The organism is Streptomyces sp. sk2.1, from assembly GCF_008120935.1.
In the GTDB taxonomy this organism is placed as follows: Bacteria; Actinomycetota; Actinomycetes; order Streptomycetales; family Streptomycetaceae; genus Streptomyces.
Genome location: NZ_RDBO01000077.1, coordinates 1,609,772 through 1,630,933, shown reverse-complemented (window position 1 = coordinate 1,630,933; position 21,162 = coordinate 1,609,772). Strand labels below are relative to the sequence as shown.

The 21,162-nt window shown below is 70.3% G+C and carries 15 protein-coding genes and 1 pseudogene; 2 read left to right on the top strand and 14 right to left on the bottom strand.

Annotated elements, in window-relative coordinates; genetic code table 11:
- From EAO76_RS34405 to galE, 5 genes and pseudogenes are all read right to left on the bottom strand, one after another.
- Positions 1-1,178: pseudogene (locus tag EAO76_RS34405) on the bottom strand (glycosyltransferase); the annotation flags it as partial.
- A 66-nt stretch (positions 1,179-1,244) separates the two neighbouring features.
- Complete coding sequence (locus EAO76_RS34400) at positions 1,245-2,189, bottom strand: hypothetical protein (RefSeq protein ID WP_148839998.1); 945 nt, start codon at positions 2,187-2,189, stop codon at positions 1,245-1,247.
- Complete coding sequence (locus EAO76_RS34395) at positions 2,186-4,042, bottom strand: stealth family protein (RefSeq protein WP_262375939.1); 1,857 nt, start codon at positions 4,040-4,042, stop codon at positions 2,186-2,188. The genes EAO76_RS34400 and EAO76_RS34395 overlap by 4 nt, the downstream gene beginning before the upstream one ends.
- 372 nt (positions 4,043-4,414) lie before the next feature.
- Positions 4,415-5,428 carry a hypothetical protein gene (locus EAO76_RS34390; RefSeq protein ID WP_148839997.1) on the bottom strand — a complete coding sequence of 338 codons (1,014 nt, stop codon included), beginning with the start codon at positions 5,426-5,428 and terminating at the stop codon, positions 4,415-4,417.
- Between the two features lie 202 nt (positions 5,429-5,630).
- A complete protein-coding gene (gene galE / locus EAO76_RS34385) occupies positions 5,631-6,617 on the bottom strand; it encodes a UDP-glucose 4-epimerase GalE (RefSeq protein ID WP_148839996.1) in 987 nt (328 codons plus the stop codon).
- A 181-nt stretch (positions 6,618-6,798) separates the two neighbouring features.
- Here galE and EAO76_RS34380 point away from each other — a divergent pair, with 181 nt between their 5' ends.
- Both EAO76_RS34380 and EAO76_RS34375 read left to right on the top strand, forming a co-directional pair.
- Positions 6,799-7,893 carry an LCP family protein gene (locus EAO76_RS34380; RefSeq protein WP_148839995.1) on the top strand — a complete coding sequence of 365 codons (1,095 nt, stop codon included), beginning with the start codon at positions 6,799-6,801 and terminating at the stop codon, positions 7,891-7,893.
- Between the two features lie 37 nt (positions 7,894-7,930).
- On the top strand, positions 7,931-8,329 hold the full coding sequence (locus EAO76_RS34375) for an NTP pyrophosphohydrolase (RefSeq protein WP_148839994.1): 399 nt from the start codon (positions 7,931-7,933) through the stop codon (positions 8,327-8,329).
- A 9-nt stretch (positions 8,330-8,338) separates the two neighbouring features.
- On the opposite strand, the gene EAO76_RS34370 is transcribed toward EAO76_RS34375, so the two are convergent.
- From EAO76_RS34370 to ngcE, 9 genes are all read right to left on the bottom strand, one after another.
- Positions 8,339-9,847: an amino acid permease gene (locus EAO76_RS34370; RefSeq protein WP_148839993.1), complete on the bottom strand. Its 1,509-nt coding sequence runs from the start codon at positions 9,845-9,847 to the stop codon at positions 8,339-8,341.
- A gap of 166 nt (positions 9,848-10,013) precedes the next feature.
- A complete protein-coding gene (dxs, locus tag EAO76_RS34365; RefSeq protein ID WP_148839992.1) occupies positions 10,014-11,939 on the bottom strand; it encodes a 1-deoxy-D-xylulose-5-phosphate synthase in 1,926 nt (641 codons plus the stop codon).
- A gap of 277 nt (positions 11,940-12,216) precedes the next feature.
- Positions 12,217-13,563 carry a sugar ABC transporter permease gene (locus EAO76_RS34360; RefSeq protein WP_148839991.1) on the bottom strand — a complete coding sequence of 449 codons (1,347 nt, stop codon included), beginning with the start codon at positions 13,561-13,563 and terminating at the stop codon, positions 12,217-12,219.
- Positions 13,560-14,354, bottom strand: coding sequence for an ATP-binding cassette domain-containing protein (locus EAO76_RS34355; RefSeq protein ID WP_148839990.1), 795 nt, complete (start codon positions 14,352-14,354; stop codon positions 13,560-13,562). Before EAO76_RS34355 ends, EAO76_RS34360 begins: the two co-directional genes overlap by 4 nt.
- 331 nt (positions 14,355-14,685) lie before the next feature.
- The gene (locus EAO76_RS34350) at positions 14,686-15,783 is read right to left on the bottom strand and encodes a substrate-binding domain-containing protein (RefSeq protein WP_262375938.1); all 1,098 of its coding nucleotides are present in this window, start codon (positions 15,781-15,783) and stop codon (positions 14,686-14,688) included.
- Between the two features lie 122 nt (positions 15,784-15,905).
- Positions 15,906-17,105, bottom strand: a complete 1,200-nt coding sequence (locus tag EAO76_RS34345; RefSeq protein ID WP_148839989.1) for an ROK family transcriptional regulator — start codon at positions 17,103-17,105, stop codon at positions 15,906-15,908.
- Between the two features lie 353 nt (positions 17,106-17,458).
- Positions 17,459-18,376 (bottom strand): carbohydrate ABC transporter permease, encoded by a 918-nt coding sequence (locus EAO76_RS34340; protein ID WP_148839988.1) that lies wholly within the window; start codon positions 18,374-18,376, stop codon positions 17,459-17,461.
- Between the two features lie 91 nt (positions 18,377-18,467).
- On the bottom strand, positions 18,468-19,391 hold the full coding sequence (locus EAO76_RS34335; protein WP_148839987.1) for a carbohydrate ABC transporter permease: 924 nt from the start codon (positions 19,389-19,391) through the stop codon (positions 18,468-18,470).
- 50 nt (positions 19,392-19,441) lie between these two features.
- Positions 19,442-20,890: an N-acetylglucosamine/diacetylchitobiose ABC transporter substrate-binding protein gene (ngcE, locus tag EAO76_RS34330; protein WP_148839986.1), complete on the bottom strand. Its 1,449-nt coding sequence runs from the start codon at positions 20,888-20,890 to the stop codon at positions 19,442-19,444.
- Positions 20,891-21,162 lie beyond the last annotated feature (272 nt).

The following is a 21,162-nucleotide window of genomic DNA, read 5'->3' as shown; positions in this document are numbered from 1 at the left end:
ATTCCCTCCTGGCCGCTCATGAGGGAGTGCAGGGCCTGCCGCTCCGCCTTGCGGGCCTCGCGCTCCCCCGACGCCCGCTCCTTCTCCAGTTCGGCGAAGACGTTCTCCCACATCGCGGTCACCACGGGCGGGGCGAGCCGGGAGACCGATTCGGCGGCCGCGCGGCCCATGTCGTGGCGCAGCGGGGCGTCCTCGATGAGCCGGATGAGCGCCCGGGCGGCGGCGTCGGTGTCGTTCGCCGGTACGAGGATGCCGGTCCGCCCGTCCAGGACGACCTCGCGCGGGCCGTTGGGGCAGTCGTAGGAGACCACGGGCACGCCGGCGGCCTGGGCCTCGGTCAGGACCAGGGGGAATGCCTCGTTGCGGGACGTCATGAGGGCGATGCTGGCCTTGGCCCACTCCTCGGCCAGGTGGGGGGAGTTGCCGTTGAGCTGGACGCTGTCGTGCAGGCCGAGCACGTCGATCTGCCGTCGCAGGGCGCCGGAGAGCGGTCCGTCGCCGAAGACGCGCAGCGTCCACGTGGGGTGCCGGCGGACCACGGTGTCCCAGATGGTGATGGCGTGGTCGATCTGCTTCTCACCGACCAGGCGACCCGCGATGACGACGGTGCGGGTCTCCAGGGTGGAGCGCGGCCGGAATCCGCGCGGCAGGGCGTTGGGGACGACGTCGATGCGCGGCGCGCTGTGACCGAGGGTCTCGGCGAACCAGTCGCGCGTGCGGTTGCTGAGCACGGCGAGCGCGTCCAGGCGGGAGGCGTAGCGCAGCAGCGGTTCGGCGCTGGGGCCCCGCAGTTCGGAGACGCGGTGCTCCTGATGGAGCGTCATCACGTGCGGGGGCGCCAGCTGCACCGCCAGTGCCATGAGCGCCGGCGTGGTGGTGATCAGCAGGTCCGTGTCGGTGTGCTGGAGCGCGTACTCCAGTTCCAGGTCGGTCAGCCGGTTGAAGGCCGCTTCCCAGGAGGGGTCCACCAGGGCGCTCGGCCGGTCGGCCACCTGGGACCATGCCTCGGCGGCCAGGCCGGTGCGGCGGATCGGTACGGGAGCGGCTCCGGTCCGGTCGATCAGGTAGTCGACGCGGATGCGCTCGTCGATCGGGAAGAACAGCTGCGGCTGGGTCTTGAGGATGCTCAGCACGCGGACGTCGTGGTTGCCCACGAGTTCGGCGGCCTGGTTGAACACCGCTCGTTCGGTGCCCCCGACGGCGTCCGCGGTGAGCAGGAGGAAAGTGATCTTCATGGTGTGCGGTTACGCGACTTCCGTCATCGGGCTGCACTGGATGCGGAAGTTACCCGCGGGCGTGTAGCGGGGCAGTACGAGCATGGGGGATCCGCCGACCGGCGTCACGGTGGTCTGCCGGACGGCGAAGACCCGGCCGGGGTTGCGGACGTCGTGCAGGCGCCGTCCCAGGCGCATGTCGCGCAGGTTGTCCGAGCACAGGACCAGGTCCCACTGCTCGGCGCGGTCGCGGCGCGGCGCCATGAGGTGCAGTGGCGCGGACACCTGCCACAGCCCCTCGTCCAGCCGGGCGGCCTCGACCGCCAGGCGGCGCCCGGAGGCGACGAACTCGACCCGGGGGGCCTCGGGTTCGTCCCCCGCGACCACGCGGAAGGCGACCTCGGCCTGGCTGTGGGTCACGTGCACCCGTACGACCTCCACCGAGGGCTGGGCCGGGCTGAACGTCACCCGGGCGTTGCCGGTGACACCGCGGCCCAGCCGGTACCGGGCCCCGGTCGCCGCGGACGCCTCCATGGGCCGGGTCGGGCCGCCGTACGGCGCGGGGAGGTCCACGAGGAGCAGGGGCAGCGCGCGGCGGCGCAGCCCTTGCGACAGGCGCAGCCGGATCTTCCAGCGGCCGGGGGTCAGGGGCAGGCCGTTCACGCCCTGCCCGAGCAGGATCGCGGCGTCCATCGCGACGCCTCCGTCGTGATCGGTGTAGACCCTGGCGGCCGTGGCGAGCCGGCGGCCCCTGCGCCTCAGTTCGATCCGGGCGTCCTCGTCCGGCCGGACCCAGCGCGGCATCCGGGCGTGCAGGTTGACGGTCTGCCCGTCGAGCACGGCGGCGTAGCGGAGTACGGCCGCCCGGCCCTTGCGCCGGGGCAGGAAGACCCGGCGCAGCAGGACGGATCGGACGCGGTTGGTCTGACGGCGCGTCCTGCGGCGCAGGGCGCGCAGAGGTCGTCGGCGTTTCATCGGGGGGCTCCGYCGGCGGGACCGTGGTGGGTGGGAATCTCGTCCGGGCCCGGGGGCAGGACGTGGCGATCGTTGAGCCGGGTGGGGCCGGTGATCCCGTCGGGCAGCTCGTACCGGCTGGGGACGGGGAAGTAGCTCCCGAGGAACGACCGGACCATGCGGTCCTGCGCCTCGGGGTCGGGGTGCACGACCGTGTCGTTGAGGCAGAACGTGTCGAAGTCGCGGCGGGCGAGCAGCGAGTTCAGGCGGTGCTGGGCCTGGTCGGCGGCGAGGTCCACGTAGACGTAGCGCAGGCTGCCGACGGTCGCGCGGCCGGTGTGGAAGCCGTAGTAGTGGTGCAGGGACGAGGTGATCGGCACGTCGTCGGGCGAGCGGAAGCGCGAGTGCTGGGTGCGGCGGTGCTCCCGGTCGTACACCGACTCGATGTCGGCGAGGACGCTGCGGCGCAGTGCGTGCGGGGTGTGCTTCATCTTCTGCGCGATCCGGGTGCCGAAGGAGCGCTCGATCAGGGCCCTGCTGTTCTTGCCCGCGGCGTTCACCGGCAGGTCGTCGTGGATCGGGGAGCCGGCCGGCACGAGCGCCTTGGACTGGAAGAACTTGCTCAGCCCGTTGGCGTGGAAGAAGTGTCCGGGGGTGAGCGGGCGGCCGAGGAACACGTCGTCGTTGAGGTACAGGAAGTGCTCGGACAACCCGTCCACCCGGTGCAGCTGGCTCTCGATGGCGTGCGAGTTGAAGGTCGGCAGGGCGGTGGGGTCGGAGAAGATCTCGCGGTGGTCGACGACCCGCAGGCCCGGTACGTCGGTGTCGAGCCAGGCGGGCACCTGCCCGGCGGTGACCAGGTAGACGTTGCGCACCCAGGGCGCGTACTGGTGCAGGGAGCGCAGCGAGTAGCGCAGTTCGTCGCGGCTGGTGAACCGGGCGTCGTTGGCGGCCTGGGCGTGCAGGCCCGGGGCGGGCGCGCCGGTGCGTCCGGAGCGGGCGGCGTCCCGTTCCGCGGCCCATACCGGGTCCGAGTCGTCGACCCAGGTGTAGACGACGTCGATGGGGAAGAGGTGGTCGTCCGGCAGTGGCTGGGTGAACTCCGGCAGGGTTCGGGTGGCGCCGGTGGCGTAGGCGCCGGGCACGAGGGCGAACAGGGCCTGCGGGGCGGTCGGCCGCGGTGTGTCCGCGGGGACCTGGTCGACCACGCGGTTGGGGCGGGGGGCCTCGTACCGTCCGTCCCGTTCCGTCCAGAACTCCAGGTCGCAGCCCTGGTCGGCGCCGAAGACGAGGCTCTGCGTGGGGTCGGTGACGTACCAGGCGAGCCGGAGGACGTCGTGCCTGCGCAGCTGGCGCCAGGACCTGCCGTCCTCGCCCGGTCGCATGTCGGCCTCCGACGCGGTGTCCGTGCCCACGTAGCCCGGGGTCTGCTCGAAGGCGATCTGGAGCATCTCCTCCGCCGCCTCGCGCAGCGGGGCGGGCACCGCGACCGTGGGGACGTCCTTCGTGGCGCCGCGGACGCAGAAGTACTCGATGCCCCCGGCCTCCAGCGCGGAGACGAGGATGTGCAGGTTGCGGGCGCGGGCCGCCCACGCCGTGGCGCCGTCCACGAGCAGGGCGTGCATGTGCCGGCCCTTGACCCGGACCACCCGGTGCGTGGAGGCGGCACTGTGCCGGGGCGTCCTGCGTCGGCCGCCCATCGCCCAGACGACCGTCGCCGACCGCACGGCCTCGACGGAGGTGAGCGAGGACTTGACGGCGGAACGCAGCGGCAGCGGCACCTTGCGGACGATGCCCCTGCGCGCGCCCACCGGCACCACGGACCGGTAGGCCGAGACCAGCGATCCCGCCTCCGGATTGTCTGAACCGCCCACGAGGCATCCACCACCCACGCCACTGCGGTCCAGCGCCTATCCCGTCCGGACACCACTTCGTGCCCGGACGTCGAACGGTATGAGACCGAAACCTGTCATTCGCCATGCGGACCGCCCCGCCGGGGGTCCACCCTGCTCACCGACGAGCAAGTCACAGAACTTTCACATAAAAAACTGATCAACGTCCAACCAAAAAGACGGACATATCCGACATATGGTCGTGAGGAATCCCACCAACCGGTCGTACAACCTTTTACAACTTCACGAGAACATCACATGGAATCGAGGTGACGCACCGGTAACGCGTCGGTGGCGCACCGGCGTTGCCCCGCCCCGCGCCCCGGAGGCCGTCCGGGGCGCCGGCTCATCGGGTCACAGCCGGTTCCAGTGCGGCGGGAGCGTGAGCCCGGGGCCCTCCTCCTGGCGGACGACGGACACGCCCCCGTCCCGCCCGCAGACCGCGACGACGACGCGGCCGTGCCCGTCGAGGGCCAGGGCGGGGTCACCGACGCACTGCTCGGCGGTGTCCGACCACCAGACGCCCTGCTGCTCCCCCTCGGTGCCGCAGACCCCGATCAGCAGGGTGCCGCCCGCCCCGCGCTGCGCGAGGACCGTGCAGTCGTAGCCGTCCAGCGGGGCGCGCAGCGCCACGACTGCGCCGTCCCCCGGCTCTCCGCCCACCGGCACGGGCCAGGTGCCCGCGCGGTGGGCGACCACCCCCGCCGTGTTCGCGTCGACCCAGTAGTGGGTGAGGCGGTCCGGCGCCGTCTCCAGCGCCGTCACGGAACCCGCCGACGCGTGGAACTGGAGGGGCGGCAGGCTCCGCAGCGGACCGTCCGGACGCTCCTGGCGCCACTGCTGCACCCCGCGGTCACTGGGCGCGAAGACCTCCACGAGCCCGCCCGAGGTCGCCGACGCCACGACTTCGGCGGCGAGCCCGGCCCCTTCGAGGTCCCGCCAGGCCTCCCACTTGCCCCCCTTGCCCTCGCGGCGCAGCTGCAGTCCGTTGCCCGCGTTGCGCACGAAGACGAAGACGGTCCCCTGCGCGTCGACGGCCCCGGCCGGCGCACCGATCCTCAGGCCCGTCTCCCGGTCGCGGTAGAAGTTGCCGAGGGAGCGCCACGCGGTGACGGGACGACCGGTCTGGTACTGGACGGCGTGCACGATGTCCACCCGCGGCCCGTCGGAACCATGGCGCTCGCGCCGCCCGAGGAAGTGCACGTACGAGTCGGCCCCCTGGACGACGGCCAGGTCCGTCAGGTCCGCGACCGGAATGAACTCCGGCCCGTCCCACCGGTCCCCGCCCGCGCCGCGCTGCGTCCAGCGCAGCAGGCCGCCGTCGGTGCGGGTGTAGAGCGTGAGCCTGCCGTCCCTGCCGAGCGTCATCCAGCGGCCGCGCGGCGTTCCGGAGGTCCGATGCCGCTCGGGCGACGGGGCGGAAGGGCGGGCGCTGCTCGCGGAGTCCGGTCCTCTTCTCCGCATGACCCGCAACACCCTCTCCGTTTCACCGGTTCTTCATCCCGCCCGCACGGGGCCGACACATCATATGCTCAGCGCCGGTCCGCCCCGCGGACCGGCGGCACCCGGCTCAGCGACGTGCTCCGGGGTTTCTCAGGCACCATCCCTCCCACGCCGAGACGACCATCGCGCGGGCGTCGTGCCGGGCGGACCAGTCCAGCTCGGAGCGGATCCGGTCCGCCGAGGCGACGACCCTGGCCGGGTCGCCCGCCCGGCGCGGGGCGCTCACCGGCGCGGCGGCGGCCCCGTACCCCGTCACGTCGCCGATCAGCTCGATCATCCGGCGCACCGAGACGCCCTCGCCCCGGCCGATGTTGAGGGTCAGGTCCGTGCCCGGTCCGCGGTCGAGCAGCGTGCGGGCCGCGGCGAGGTGCGCCGAGGCGATGTCGTCGACGTGGATGAAGTCGCGGACGCAGGTGCCGTCGTCGGTGTCGTAGTCGTCGCCGAAGACCACCGGGGCCTCCCCCCGCGTCAGCCGCTCGAAGACCATGGGCACCAGGTTGGACACACCGGTGTCGGCGAGCTCCGGGGCGGCGGCGCCGGCGACGTTGAAGTACCGCAGCGAGGCCGTGGCGATGCCGTGCGCCTTCCCGGCGGCGCGCACCATCCACTCGCCGGCCAGCTTCGTCTCGCCGTAGGGGTTGATCGGGGCGCACGGGGTGTCCTCCGTCACCAGCCGCACGTCCGGCATGCCGTAGACGGCCGCCGAGGACGAGAAGAGGAACGCCCGCACCTCTCCCCCGGCCGCCGCCTCCAGCAGCGTCTGCAGGCCCTGCACGTTCTCCCGGTAGTAGTGCAGCGGGCGCTCGACGGACTCCCCCACCTGCTTCTTCGCCGCGAGATGGACCACCCCGCGCACCGACAGGTCGGACAGGGTGCGCCGCAGCAGGTCCGCGTCGAGCGTCGACCCCCGGACGAACGGCACGTCCCGGGGCACGCGCGAGGGGTCACCGGTGGAGAGGTCGTCGTACACCGCGACCCGCTCGCCGGCCGCCCGCATGGCGCGGACGACGTGCGCCCCGATGAAACCCGCTCCGCCCGTGATCAACCAAGTCATGGGCGAATAGTAGTTCGAGGTGCACACATCATGATTCCGGGGACCAAAACACCCATTCACACGATCCTCTGTTCTATAGTGCACGGTCAGTCATGCACACACGGACCGGCCACACCCCCCACCCGAGTCCCACGCACTTCACCGTCCACTCCGGGCACTGAGATTTGAGGACTCGACCACGATGAGCCACGACGCCACGGCACCGGGCCCCTCGGCCTCCCAGGACGGCGGCCGGAAGCGGAGGGGCGGCCCCCGCAAGCGCCGCCGCGGCCTGCGGATCGCACTCGTCTCGGTGCTCGTCCTGCTGCTCGCCGCCGGCGGCACCCTCTACTGGCTGTACAGCCGCCTGGACGGGAACATCAAGGGCGTCGACATCGACAAGGCCCTCGGCGAGGACCGCCCCGAGAAGCTGCCCACCAGCGGTCAGAACCTGCTGGTCCTGGGTTCCGACTCACGGGCCGGCGCGGAGAACAGGGAGCTGGGCGGGGGCGGCGCCGTCAGCGGCGCCCGCTCGGACACCGCGCTGGTGGTGCACATACCCGAGGGCCGGACGAAGGCCGTCGCGGTCTCCATCCCGCGCGACACCCTGGTCACCCGGCCCGAGTGCACCAGGGCCGACGGCACCTCGGTGCCCTCGGCGGACCGTGTGATGTTCAACTCCGTCTACTCCCAGGTCGGACCGGCCTGCGTGGTCAAGACCGTCGAGAAGATGTCCGACGTCCGCATCGACCACTACCTGGAGATCAACTTCGCCGGGTTCAAGGACCTGGTGGACGCCATCGGCGGCGTCACGGTCGACGTCCCGAAGGACATCCACGACAAGTCGTCCGGCCTCGACCTCACGGCGGGCCGGCACAAGCTCGACGGCACCCAGTCCCTGGCGTACGTACGCACCCGGCACGGCATAGGCGACGGCAGCGACCTCGGCCGGATCGGGCTCCAGCAGCAGTTCCTGCTCGCGCTGCTGAGCGAGGTGAAGTCGCAGGACCTGCTGGGCAGCCCGGCCAAGTCGTACAAGATCGCCAGTTCGGCCACCCGGTCGCTGACCACCGACTCGGGGCTCGCCTCGCTGAAGTCCCTCGCCGAGTTCGGCCGGTCGATGAACGGCGTGGACCCGGAGACCATGGAGACGATCATGCTTCCGGTGGCGTACGACAAGCAGGACCCCAACCGGGTGGTGGCGGCCCGGCCCCAGGCCGACCGGCTCTGGAAGGCCATCCGCAAGGACGGCGTGATCCCCGAGTCCGCCAAGAAGTCCCCCGCGACCGGCGGCTGACGCGACGCGGGGCGCGGCCCCGTGACACCCTTCCGGCATGCCGAGCGAACGGACCCTGGTGATCGTGGACGCGGCCAACGTGGTCGGCTCCGTGCCCGACGGGTGGTGGCGGGACCGTCGCGCCGCCACCGAGCGGCTCCGGGACGCCCTGGTCCCGCTGGCCTCGGCGGGGCTGCCGGGACATCCCGGCCCCGTCGAGCTGGTGCTGGTCGTCGAGGGCCGGGCCCGCGGCGTCGCGTCGGTGCCCGGCGTGCGGGTGGACCCGGCGCCGGACAGCGGCGACGACCGGATCGCCGAACTCGCCGGGGCGGCGGCGGACCGCGTCTGCGTGGTGGTCACCGCCGACCGGGAGCTGAGGCGGCGGGCCGAGGAGCACGGGGCGAGGTGCGTGGGCCCCCGTACGGTGCGGCCGGCCCCGCCCGCCGGTACGCCCTGACGGCCCGCCTCAGCGATCGGCCGGGTCGTTGAGGCGGCTGTGCCCGCGCCCGTACGCGAAGTAGACGATCACGCCGAGGGCCATCCAGACCGCGAACCGCAGCCAGGTCTCCGCCGGCAGATTGAGCATCAGCCACACCGAGGCGGCCACGGACAGCAGCGGGACCAGCGGCACCCACGGGGTGCGGAAGGCGCGGTGCAGATCGGGGCGGGTGCGGCGCAGCACCAGGACGCCCAGCGCGACGACGACGAACGCGAAGAGCGTGCCGATGTTCACCAGCGTCGCCAGCTCGTTGATGCTGGTGAAACCGGCGACGACCGCGATGATCACGCCGAGCAGGACGGTCGGGCGGTACGGGGTGCCGAACTTGGGGTGCGTCTTGGAGAAGAACCGCGGGAGCAGCCCGTCGCGGCTCATCGCGAAGAACACCCGGGTCTGTCCCAGCAGCAGGATCAGGCAGACCGTGGTGAGGCCGATCGCGGCGCCGAAGCTGATGAGTCCGGCGTAGACGGGATGGCCGACGGCCTTGAAGGCGTCGGCCAGCGGCGCCTCGACCGACAGTTCGGTGTAGTGCTCCATGCCGGTGACCACCAGGGACACGGCGACGTAGAGCACGGTGCAGATGAAGAGCGAGGCGAGGATGCCGCGCGGCATGTCCCGCTGCGGGATCTTCGTCTCCTCGGCGGCGGTGGCCACCACGTCGAAGCCGATGAAGGCGAAGAAGACGATGGAGGCGGCGGTGAAGATGCCCATGACGCCGAAGTTGGTGGGCGCGTAACCGAACATCAGCTGGACCAGCGGCGCGGTCAGTCCGGTGCCCGATTCCTGCGGCTCCGCCTCGGGGATGAAGGGCGAGTAGTTGGCGGCCTTCACGAAGAACAGCCCCGCGACGATCACGATCAGGACCACCACGATCTTGATGGCGACCACGACGCTCGTGACCCGGGCCGAGAGCTTCATGCCGAGCACCAGCACCACGGTCAGGACGAGCACCAGGGCGAAGGCCAGGATGTCGAAGCCGAAACCTTCCGCCACGTCCGTTCCCGAGAGCGCCTCGGGCATGTGCCAGCCGAAGTTGTCCATCAGCGATCGCACGTAGCCGGACCAGCCGACCGCCACCACAGCCGTGCCCAGCGCGAACTCCAGCACCAGGTCCCAGCCGATGATCCAGGCGACCAGCTCGCCGAGGGAGGCGTAGGAGAACGTGTACGCGGAGCCGGCGACCGGCACGGTGGAGGCGAACTCGGCGTAGCAGAGCGCCGCCAGGGCGCAGACGACGCCCGCGACCACGAAGGCGAGGGCGGTGGCGGGGCCGGCCGTCTCCTTGGCCACCTTGCCGGTGAGCACGAAGATGCCGGTGCCGATGATGACGCCCACTCCGAAGACCGTGAGGTCCAGGGCGGAGAGGGACTTCCTGAGCGCGTGCTCCGGCTCCTCGGTGTCGCGGATGGACTGCTCGACCGTCTTGGTCCGGAACAGTCCGTCTCTGCTGGGTGGTGTGTCCTGCTGGGCCGTCACCGGCGTACCTCCACGCGCTCGTCGTGTACGCCATGTTCGGGACCGCCCCGGCCCCGAAGGGTTCGGCGGCGGGCGATTTCACGCGAATGGGCCGGGCGGACCACTCGTGCGGAGTGGTCCGCCCGGCCCATTCGTCGTAGCGGTGCGAACGGCCGGTCGCGGGGTGTCAGTCGCGGGCGGGCTCGATCACGGAGCGGGGGTCGGCGTCCCCGAAGCGGCCGTCCAGCTTGGCGACCAGGCCGGTGACCTGGCGGGCGATGTCCGGCGCGGTCAGCCCGATCTCGGCCAGGACCTCCTTGCGGGAGGCGTGGTCGAGGAAGCGCGGCGGGATGCCGAAGTCGCGCAGCGGTACGTCGACCCCGGCGTCGCGCAGCGCCTGGGAGACGGCCGAGCCGACACCGCCGGCCCTGCTGTTGTCCTCGACGGTGACGACGACCCGGTGCCGCTCGGCGAGCGGCGCCATCGCCTCGTCGACCGGCTTGACCCAGCGCGGGTCGACCACGGTCGTCGAGATGCCCTGGGCCTCCAGCAGGTCCGCGATCTCCAGGCACATCGGGGCCAGCGCGCCGACCGAGACCAGCAGGACGTCCGGCCGGTCGGTGCCGGGCTCGCGCAGCACGTCCATGCCGCCGGCCTTCCCGACGGCCTTGACCGCCGGGCCGACCGCTCCCTTGGAGAAGCGGACCACGGTCGGGGCGTCGTCGACCTCGACGGCCTCGCGCAGCTGGGCGCGGACCTGGTCGGCGTCGCGCGGGGCGGCGATCCGCAGCGTGGGCACGCACTGCAGGATCGACATGTCCCACATGCCGTTGTGCGAGGCGCCGTCGGTACCGGTGATCCCGGCCCGGTCCAGGACGAAGGTCACACCGCACTTGTGCAGCGCGACGTCCATCAGGACCTGGTCGAAGGCGCGGTTGAGGAAGGTGGCGTACACCGCGAAGACGGGGTGCAGTCCGCCGGTGGCGAGCCCGGCCGCGGAGACCGCGCCGTGCTGCTCGGCGATGCCGACGTCGTAGATCCGGTCCGGGAACTCCTTCTCGAACTTGGTCAGACCGACCGGCTGGAGCATGGCCGCGGTGATCGCGACGATGTCCTCGCGCTCCTTGCCGAGCTTGACCATCTCCTCGCCGAAGACCGAGGTCCAGTCCAGGCCGGAGGAGGCGATGGGCAGTCCGGTGTCCGGGTGGATCTTGCCGACGGCGTGGAAGCGGTCCGCCTCGTCCTGGAGGGCCGGGGTGTAGCCGCGGCCCTTCTCCGTGATGCAGTGCACGATGACGGGGCCGCCGAAGCGCTTGGCGCGCTGGAGCGCCGACTCCAGGGCCTCGATGTCGTGGCCGTCGATCGGTCCGACGTACTTCAGACCGAGGTCCTCGAACATGCCCTGCGGGGCGATGAAGTCCTTCAGCCCCTTCTTGGCGCCGTGCAGCGTCTCGTACAGCGGCCGGCCGACGACGGGGGTGCGCTCCAGGATGTCCTTGCCGCGGGCCAGGAAGCGCTCGTAGCCGTCGGTGGTGCGCAGCGTGGCGAGGTGGTTGGCGAGGCCGCCGATGGTCGGCGCGTAGGAGCGCTCGTTGTCGTTGACGACGATGACGAGCGGGCGGTCCTTGGCGGCGGCGATGTTGTTCAGCGCCTCCCAGGCCATGCCGCCGGTGAGAGCTCCGTCACCGATGACCGCGACGACGTGGTCGTCCTTGCCCAGCACCTCGTTGGCCTTGGCGAGGCCGTCGGCCCAGCCGAGCACCGTGGAGGCGTGCGAGTTCTCGATGACGTCGTGCTCGGACTCCGCGCGGGAGGGGTAGCCGGAGAGGCCGCCCTTGCTCTTGAGCTTCGAGAAGTCCTGCCGGCCGGTGAGGAGCTTGTGCACGTAGCTCTGGTGGCCGGTGTCGAACAGCACCTTGTCCTTCGGGGAGTCGAAGACCCGGTGCAGGGCGATGGTCAGCTCGACCACGCCCAGGTTGGGGCCGAGGTGGCCACCGGTCTTCGACACGGCGTCGACGAGGAAGGTCCGGATCTCCTCGGCGAGCTGGTCCAGCTGCTCGGGTGTGAGCCGGTCCAGGTCACGCGGTCCACCGATGCGGGTCAGCAGGGCCACCCGTGCCTCCTTGCGTTTTGAGCTGGTCGAGCATGCCGATCCGATGAGTCTAATGTTCCGGTCGCGTGCGGGGTCATCGGGCGGTGCGTTCGGGACGTATTCCGTACATACGGTCGCGCCTCGTGCACATGACCGTGTCCGGCCGGTCACGTCCCGGTCCGGCCGGCCGCGTTTTGCGCCGCCGGGGCGGGGACACGGCGGTGCCCGGCGCCCGTATGGGGGCGCCGGGCACCGGGCCGGGCCGGCGGGCCGCCGTGCGGCCCGCCCTTCCGTGACGCTACGCGCGGCCCGCCGTCTTCTGGGTGCGGCGCGAGACCGAGTCGATGACCACGGCGGCCAGCAGGACGGCGCCCGTGATCATGTACTGGATGGCGTTGGCCATGCCGATCATGTTCAGGCCCTGCTGGATCGACTGGATCACGATCATGCCGAGCAGCGCGGACCAGACCTTGCCCCGGCCGCCGAAGAGGCTGGTGCCGCCGATGACGGCCGCCGCGATGACCAGCATCAGTGTGTTGCCGCCGCCGACGCTCTTGGTGGCGCCGCCGGACAGGCTCGCGATGAAGAGGCCGCCGAAGGCGCCCAGCATGCCGGAGAGCGCGAAGACGGTGATCCGGATGCGGTCGACGCTGATGCCCGCGCGGCGGGCCGCCTCCGGGTTGCCGCCCACCGCGAAGACCTGGCGCCCGAAGGCGGTCCGGCGGGCCACGAAGTCCGCGACGACCAGCACGGCGAGGAAGAGCACCAGGGCCAGCGGCAGGCCGCGGGCGCCCGAGGGCTCGTTCAGCACGTACGCGACGGCGAAGCACAGGATCGCGACGACGCCCGTGCGGAGCGCGATCTCGCTGGTCGGACGGGCGGGCAGGCCCGCGGTCCGGCGGCGCCGGCTGTCCACCAGGAGCGAGGCCGCGTACGCCAGGACGGCGACCAGGGCGAGGCCGTATCCGGCGGCCTTGTCCTCGAAGAAGTAGTTGGTGAGGTTCTCGACGATGCTGCCGCTCGGGGTGTTGATCGAGCCCTCACCGCCCATCATCCATTCCTGCAGGCCGCTCCAGCCGAGGAACCCGGCCAGGGTGACGACGAAGGCCGGCACACCGATCTTGGCGAAAAAGAAGCCGTGCAGCGCGCCGAGCGCCGTGCCGGAGAGCACCGCGACGAGGACCGCCGGCCAGTCGTTCCAGCCGTGGTTGACGTTGAGCACGGCCCAGACGGCCGCGCCGACGCCGGCCACCGAGCCGACGGACAGGTCGATCTCGCCGAGCAGCAGCACGAAGACGATGCCGACCGCCATGATGCCGAGGCCGGAGCTGTAGACGGCGATGTTGGCGACGGAGCTGGCGGAGAGGAAGTTGCTGTTCTGGAGCTGGAAGACGATCGCGATGACGATCAGTCCGACGAAGACCGGCAGTGAGCCGAGCTCGCCGCCGCGCACCTTGCGGGTGAACTCGGACCAGTAGCCCTTGAGCCCCTCCTCGCGGACCAGCAGGCGCGGGTCCACCGCGGGGACGGGGGCCGCCGACGGCTCGGTGGTCTTCTCGATGGAGACCCGGGAGGTCCCGGGGGTCTCGGCGGGGGTCCCGGGGGTCTCGGCAGAGGTCTCGGGGGTCTTGGCGAGGTCGCTCACTTCGCGTCCTCCTTCGAGGCGGTGCGGGCCTGGCGGCGCGTGACGGCGTTGTCCGTCGCGCCGGTGATCGCGGAGATGATCTCCTCGTGGGACGTGGTCGCCACGTCGAAGACTCCGTTGTTGCGGCCCAGCCGCAGCACCGCCACCTTGTCGGCGACCGCGCGCACGTCGGCCATGTTGTGGCTGATGAGGATGACGCCGTGACCGCGCTCGCGCAGTCGCTCGACGAGGTCGAGGACCTGGGCGGTCTGCTCGACGCCGAGGGCGGCGGTCGGCTCGTCGAGGATGACGACCTCGGGGTCACCGATCAGGGCGCGGGCGATGGCCACGACCTGGCGCTGACCGCCGGAGAGCGAGGCGACCGGGATACGGACGCTGGGGATCCGGATGGACAGGGTGTCCAGCAGTTCCTTGGCGCGCTTCTCCATCGCGATCTCGTCGAGGACCGAGGCCCTGCGCAGTTCGCTGCCGAGGAAGAGGTTGGCGACCACGTCGAGGTTGTCGCAGAGGGCCAAGTCCTGGTAGACGGTGGCGACTCCGAGCTCCTGGGCGTCGTTGGGCCGGTTGATCCGGACCGTCCTGCCCTCCCACTCGATGGCGCCTTCGTCGATCGGGTGGACGCCCGAAATGGTCTTGACGAGGGTCGACTTGCCGGCGCCGTTGTCGCCGACCAGGGCGACCACTTCGCCGGAACGAATCTCCAGGTCCACATCGGTGAGCGCCTGGACGGCGCCGAACCGCTTGGAGACTCCGCGCAACGCCAGCACGGGCGTAGCGGACACGTGAATCATCTCCTTCGCCGCCTGACCGGCGGGGATGGTGCTGCTGAGCTCAAGGGGGCGGTGCCGGTCACCGGACCGCGCGGGGGCGGCCGGGGGTCTCCGGGCACCGGGCCGGGAGGTCTCCGGACGGGTCCGCCTCGGAACGTCGTCGCCGGGGGACGACCGCGCGCCGAGGGCCGGACCCGGTGGGAGGTTCCGCCCGGCCGGGCCCGTGGCGCGTCCCGGGGGACGGCCGCACGCGGGTGACCGGAACCGGTGGGAAGTCCGGCGCCCGCCCCTGCTGCGGGGCATGTGACGGGGCGGGCGCCGGACCGGACCGGGGGACGCTTGCCGGCGGGCGTTACTTGATGCCGGCCGCGTCGCAGGCCGCCTTGTACTGGGCGGTGCAGATCTCCTCGACCTTGTACACCTTGTCCGCGACGATCGTGGAGGCGATGTTCTCCTTGGTGACGACCGAGGCGTCGTACAGCTTCGAGGGGATGCCCTTGAACTCGCCCGAGAGGCTGTCGACCTTGACCGGGGCCAGGTCGTCGATCTTCTCTCCCTTGAGCAGCCGGACGGCGATCTCGGCGGTGGTCTCGGCCTCCGGCTTGATCTGCTTGTAGATCGAGAAGGCCTGCTCGCCCGCGATGATCCGCTGCAGACCGGCGAGTTCGGAGTCCTGGCCGCCGACCGGAACCTTCACGTCCTGCTTCTTCAGGGCGGTGATGATGCCGCCGGCCATGCCGTCGTTGGCGGAGTAGACACCCTGGAAGCCGTCCTTGCCCAGGGAGTCGATGGCCGCGCCCATCTTCTTGTTGGCCTCGTCCGGCGACCAGTCCGGGATGTCCTGCTCGTAGACGACCTTCTTGACCTGCTTGTCGAGGACGCTGTGCGCGCCCTTCTTGAAGAAGGGCGCGTTCGGGTCGGTCGGCGAACCGTTGATCATGACGACATTGCTGTCCGCGGCCTTGGCGCCCAGCGCCTTGACCAGCGCCTCGCCCTGGAGCTGGCCGATCTTCTCGTTGTCGTACGACACGTAGGCGGAGATCGGGCCCTCGGCGAGCCGGTCGTACGCGACGACCTTGACGTCCTTCTTCGCGGCCTGCTGGACCCAGGACTTGGCGGCCTTGTAGTCGACGGTGTCCAGGATGATGACCTTCACACCCTGGGTGACGAGCGCGTCGAACTGCTTCTTCTGGGTCTCGGTGTCCTGCGCGGCGTTGTTGTACTTGACCTCGCAGTCGCCGCACAGCGACTTGATCTTGTCCTCGATGATCGGACGGTCGAACGTCTCGTAACGCGTGGTCTTGTTCTCCGGCAGGAGCAGACCGATGGTCTTGCCGTCGCCACCGCTGCCGGAGTCCTTGTCGTCGCCCGCCTTGCCGCAGGCGGCGAGGGAGAGGGCCATCGAGATCGCGGCCGTTCCCATGACCAGGCGTCGCGTCGTTGCGTTCATTACGGGTTGCCTCCCTGACGAGGCCGCAACGTTGCGGCCGAGGTGGCTGGCAGTCAACTCGGCCGCAACGTCAGCGTCAAGGAGTAAATCCTTAACGAGATGACAACGGTGCCATTCGTTATCTAAGTGAAGGCAGGAGTGCCCGTCGGCAGGGTGCCCTCCAAAAGGGGTGAATCCCCCATCTCGCTGAGCACCAGGGCCAGCGCCCCCAGCACCTCGGCCCGGCCGCCCAACGCACCCGGCAGCACCGACAGTTGACGGGCCGCGCTGGGGATGGCGTATCGGGAGACCGAGTCGCGGATCGGCGCGAGGACCAGCTCACCCGCCTCGGCGAGCGAGCCCCCGAGGACCACCCGGCTGGGGTTGAGCAGATTGCAGAGGTTGGCCACCCCGCTGCCGATGTGCCGCCCGACGTCCCCGATCACCCGGCGGCAGCCCGGGTCGCCCCCGCGGGCCAGCTGGACCACCCGCTCCATGGTGAGATCGGGGCCGTGGCTGGGCATGAGCAGCGGCAGGACGTACCGGGCCGCCGCGAAGGTCTCCAGGCACCCCCGGTTCCCGCAACGGCACACCGGCCCCGACTCGTCGAGCGTGATGTGCCCGATCTCCCCGGCCGTGCCGCCCGGCCCGCGGTAGATCCGCCCGTCGATCACCAGGCCGGCGCCGACGCCGCTGGCGACCTTGATGTAGGCGAGGTCCTTGACGCCGCGTCCGCTCCCCCAGACCAGCTCGCCGAGCGCCCCGAGGTTGGCGTCGTTGTCCACGTGCACCGGCACGCCGAGCCGGCTCGCGAGCTCCTTGCTGGGGTTGATGCCCGTCCAGCCCGGCAGGATCGACGTGGAGCCCAGCGTGCCGGACTCCACGTCGATCGGGCCGGGAACACCGAGGCCGACCCCGATCACCTTGTCCTGGCTGATCCCGGTCGTCTCGATCAGCCGCTTCACGAGCTGCTCCGCCCGCCCGAACCCCTGCGCGGACGAGGCGTCCACGTCCAGCGGTTCGGCCTCCTCGGCCAGCACCTGGTGGGCGAGGTTGCCGACCGCCACCCGCAGGTGCGTGTGCCCGAAGTCGACGCCGATCACGATGCCCGCGTCACCGCTGAGCGAGACGCTGCGGGCCCGGCGGCCGCCTGCCGAGGTGGGGGTCACCTCGACCGTGCCGCCTTCCTTCAGTTCACGAACGATGTTGGAGACGGTGGCCGCTGACAGGCCGGTGCTCCGTGCGATCTCGGCCTGGGTGAGCGAACCCGCCATGCGCACCGCACGCACGACCCGCTCCAGGTTGGCGCGATGCAGCGACGTCTGCGACCCCGGAGTCTCCATTGACTCTCTCACTCCTAGCGTTCTCTCCAACATGTGAACTCCAAGCTGAGCGTTTTGAGGTGCTCCCCGTCAAGACCTTGAGCGAGCGAAGCCTCGGATGAGCGCCCTCGCGCGCGGCCCGCGCCCCGTCCACGTCCCGCTCGCGCCCGTCCACGTYCCGCCCGTACTCCTTCCTCGCCCCGCCCACGTCCCGTCCACGTTCCGCCCGTACTCCTTCCTCGCTCCGTCCCCGCCCCGGACGGCTGCCCGCACACGCGCACCGCCCGCCGGCGGGAAGCCGGCGGGCGGTGCGTGTGGGTGGTGCGTGTGGACGGCCCGTACGGGCGGTGTACCGGGGGCCGAGGGCCGGACCGTTACTTCACGGCGCCCGCGGTGAGCCCCGCGACGACCTGGCGCTGGAAGACGATGTAGGCCCCGAGGACCGGCAGCATCGCCATCACCAGACCGGCGAACAGACCCGACCAGTCGCCCTTGTACCCCTGACTGTTGGCCAGTTCGACCAGCCCCTGGGAGAGCACCCGCTGGTTCGGGTCGGTGTTGAGCACCGTCGGCAGCATGTACTGGTTCCACTGCCCGAGGAAGTTGAAGATGCCGACGCTGATCAGGCCGGGCTTCGCCATGGGCAGCATCACCTGGAAGAACGTCCGGGTGTGCGAGGCCCCGTCGAGCATCGCCGCCTCCGCCACCGAGGTCGGCAGCGTCCGGAAGAACGAGGTGAGGAAGAAGACGGTGAACGGCAGCGAGTACGCGATGTACACCAGGATCAGTCCGTGCTGCGTGTTCAGCAGGGACATGTTGTTCATCACGAAGAACAGCGGGACCAGCGCCAGGATGATCGGGAAGCTCATCCCGCCGATGAACAGGAAGTACAGGAAGCGGTTGCCCGGGAAGTCGAACCGCGCCAGCACGTAGGCCGCCATCGACCCCAGCAGCAGCGTGCCGACGAGCGAGCCGCCCACCACCACGATCGTGTTGAAGAAGTAGTCGCTCATGTGCGCCTGGCTCCAGGCGCGCGACCAGTTCTCGAAGTGCAGCTTGTCGGGCAGCGCCCACGGCGTCGACAGGATCGAGTCGTCCGTCTTGAACGACGCCATCACCGCCCAGAGCAGCGGCATGACGACCAGGATCGCCCAGATGATCAGCACACCGTGCGAGAAGACGTTGAGGACCTTGCCCTCGCTGCTCTTCTCCTCGACGGCCGGCGCGGGGCTCTTGGCCGCGGGGGCCGGGCCCGCCGCCGGGGCCGCGGGCGGGGTGTCAGTCGTCTTCACGTGTACTCACCTCGTACTGTCGAGCCGGACACGGGGGCCGACCTGTGGTGCCTGCTGGGGGTCCGGGGGCCGTCGCCCGTCGTGCGCGGCATCAGAACTCCAGCCGTTCGCGCCGGCCCAGTCGCATCACGACGGCGGCGAAGAGCATGGTGACGACCAGCAGTCCGACACCGATCGTCGTCGCGTAGCCGGCCTGCCCGTCGCGGAAGGCCGTCTGGTAGACGTACAGCGGCAGGACCGTGGTCGAGTAGTCGGGGCCGCCGGGGCCCACGGTCATGACCTGTACGGCGGTGAACGCCTCCACGCCGAGGGCCAGGATGCCCATGTACACCCAGCCCGACTGCACCGTGTCCCAGAGCAGCGGCAGCGTGATCTTGAAGAACGTGGTGAAACGGTTGGCCCCGTCGAGGAGCGCCGCTTCGTAGAAGTCCTTGGGAATGGACGCCATTCCGGCCGAGAAGAGGACGACGAAGAATCCGACCGTCGACCAGATCAGCACCGTCATGACGCAGACGAGCGCCAGGTTCGGATCGCCGAGCCATTCGGGCTGGAGGGAATCCAGACCGATTCCCTCCAGCGTCGAGTTGATCATCCCGTCGCGCGGGTTGAACGCGAACTGGAAGAGCAGGGCGACGATGACGATCGAGAGCACCTGCGGGAAGAAGTAGGCGATCTTGTAGAAACTCGACCCTCGCACACCGGAGACCGTGGCGTTCTTCCGCCGTCGACCCCCGACATTGAGCATGAAGGCGAAGAACAGCGCCAGACCCAACGTCACCAGCGGCAGCAGCAGCACGAGCAGCACACTGTGCTGCAGCGACTTCCAGAAGATGTCGTCCTTGAACATCCTCGTGTAGTTGTCGAACCCGACCATCTTGAAGTCCGGGCTCAGGCCGGTCCAGTCCGTGAACGAATAGTAGATGGACTGGATGAACGGCCAGATGACGAAGACCGCGTACAACGCCAGTGGGGCCACCAAGAACCCCACGATGAAACGGTACTTGCCGTGCTGCATCGTTTACCGACCCCGATCTTTCCGCGGGTGCCGCCGCTGGTGACGGTTGCTCACTGGTGCTTGTAGTGCTTGATGGACTGGTCCTTGGCCGCCGCGTCGGCGAAGGCCTGGATCTTCTTGATGGCCTCGGCGGGAGTCAGGCGGCCGGCCATCATCTCGCCGATGCCCGCCGTGCCGATCTGCTCCTTCTGGAGCTTCACGTACCAGTCCTGCATACGCGGGTTCACCACGTTGTCGCCGGCCTTCTTCAGCGCGTCGACACCGGCCTGCAGCGCGGTCGACAGGGTCAGGCCGTCGGTGCCGCCGTTGAAGGCACTGAGCGACTTCACCTGCTTGGTGAAGTTCTTCGAGGACTCCTCGGAGAGCATGATGCGCAGCTGCTCCATGCCGCCCTCGGGGTTGTTCGCCTTGGCCGGGACGATGAAGGGCTCGCCGCCGGAGGCCCAGATGGTGCCGAACGGCATCTGGTCGGACGAGTCCAGGCCGGACGGGGCCGCGACCATCATCTTGAAGTCCTCGGGCGTGGTCGGCGCCGCCTCGTTCTCCACCCACGAACCGTTCGGGATGAAGAGCGCCTTGCCCTTGGTCCACTCGGTCTGCGACTGGATGTGGGTGAGGCCGGGCGTGCCCTTGAGGATGTAGCCCTTCTTGTACAGCTCGTAGTACGCCTCGAACGCCGCCTTGACCGCGGGGTCCTTCCAGGCGTTCGGCTCCAGGTTGTCGATCTTGTCGAGAACCTCCCGGCCACCGATCTTGGCGATGAACGGGTAGAGCGAGAACGGCAGGTAGTAGGGGTACTTGCCCGGGTACGTCCAGCCGGCGATGCCCTGCTTCTTCGCCTTCGCGCAGAGGGCGAGCATGGCGTCCCAGTCCTCCGGGTACTCCGCGTCGAGCTTCTCGAGCGCGGTCTGCGAGTACCAGACGCCGTAGACCGTGTACGCGTAGTACATGATCCAGACCGGGTCGCCGTCGAACTGGCCCATCTCCAGGACACCGGGGCGCAGCGTGTCGCGGACCTTCTTGTTCGGGTCGTCGATGGACGGGGCGTCCATCAGCGGCGTCAGGTCCAGCAGCTGCTTCTTGCCGACCAGGACGCCCATGTCCATCTGCTCGGCGCCGGAGTTGTCGATCAGGTCCGGCGGGGTGCCGCCGTTGAAGCGCGGCTGCAGCTGCGACTGGATCTTCTGGGTCGCGGCGTGCTTGACCTTCGGGGCCTTCGGGAACGCCTCGTTGTACTTCTTCTCCGCGTCGATCGCGTACTGCTCGCCGAAGCCACCGTTGAAGATGACGACTTCGAGCGGGGCCGTCTCGTTGACGCCGAGCGGGTTGGCCTTGGTGACCTTGCCCTTCTCGACCTTCTTGTCGCTGCCGCCGTCGCCGCTCGCGCACGCCGACAGGAAGCCCATCGCCGGGACGCTGATCAGGCCGAGTGCGGCAGATCGCTTGATCACATCGCGACGGCCGGGGCCCTCATTCTTGTGGGCGGAGGTGGATCCCATGCTCAAGTCCTCGCCTTCTCCAGGACTCAGGCGGTGTGTACCGGTCGCCCGTCGAAATTCGCCTCAGGCGAAGGGCCCCGCCACCGCGGTCAGTTGCGCTTGGGTAGTGCTGTTTCAAGGCTAGCCACGTGCATCGGGGGTCGGAGAAGGCCGGACATCGGGCGCATTCCTCGCGCCGTTCCCGTCCGTTCCCCCCGCGTCCCCCTCGTCCACGCCGACGAAACATTCGGTGCGGACGCCGACAGGTATAGTCCACTCACACTCAACTGAGC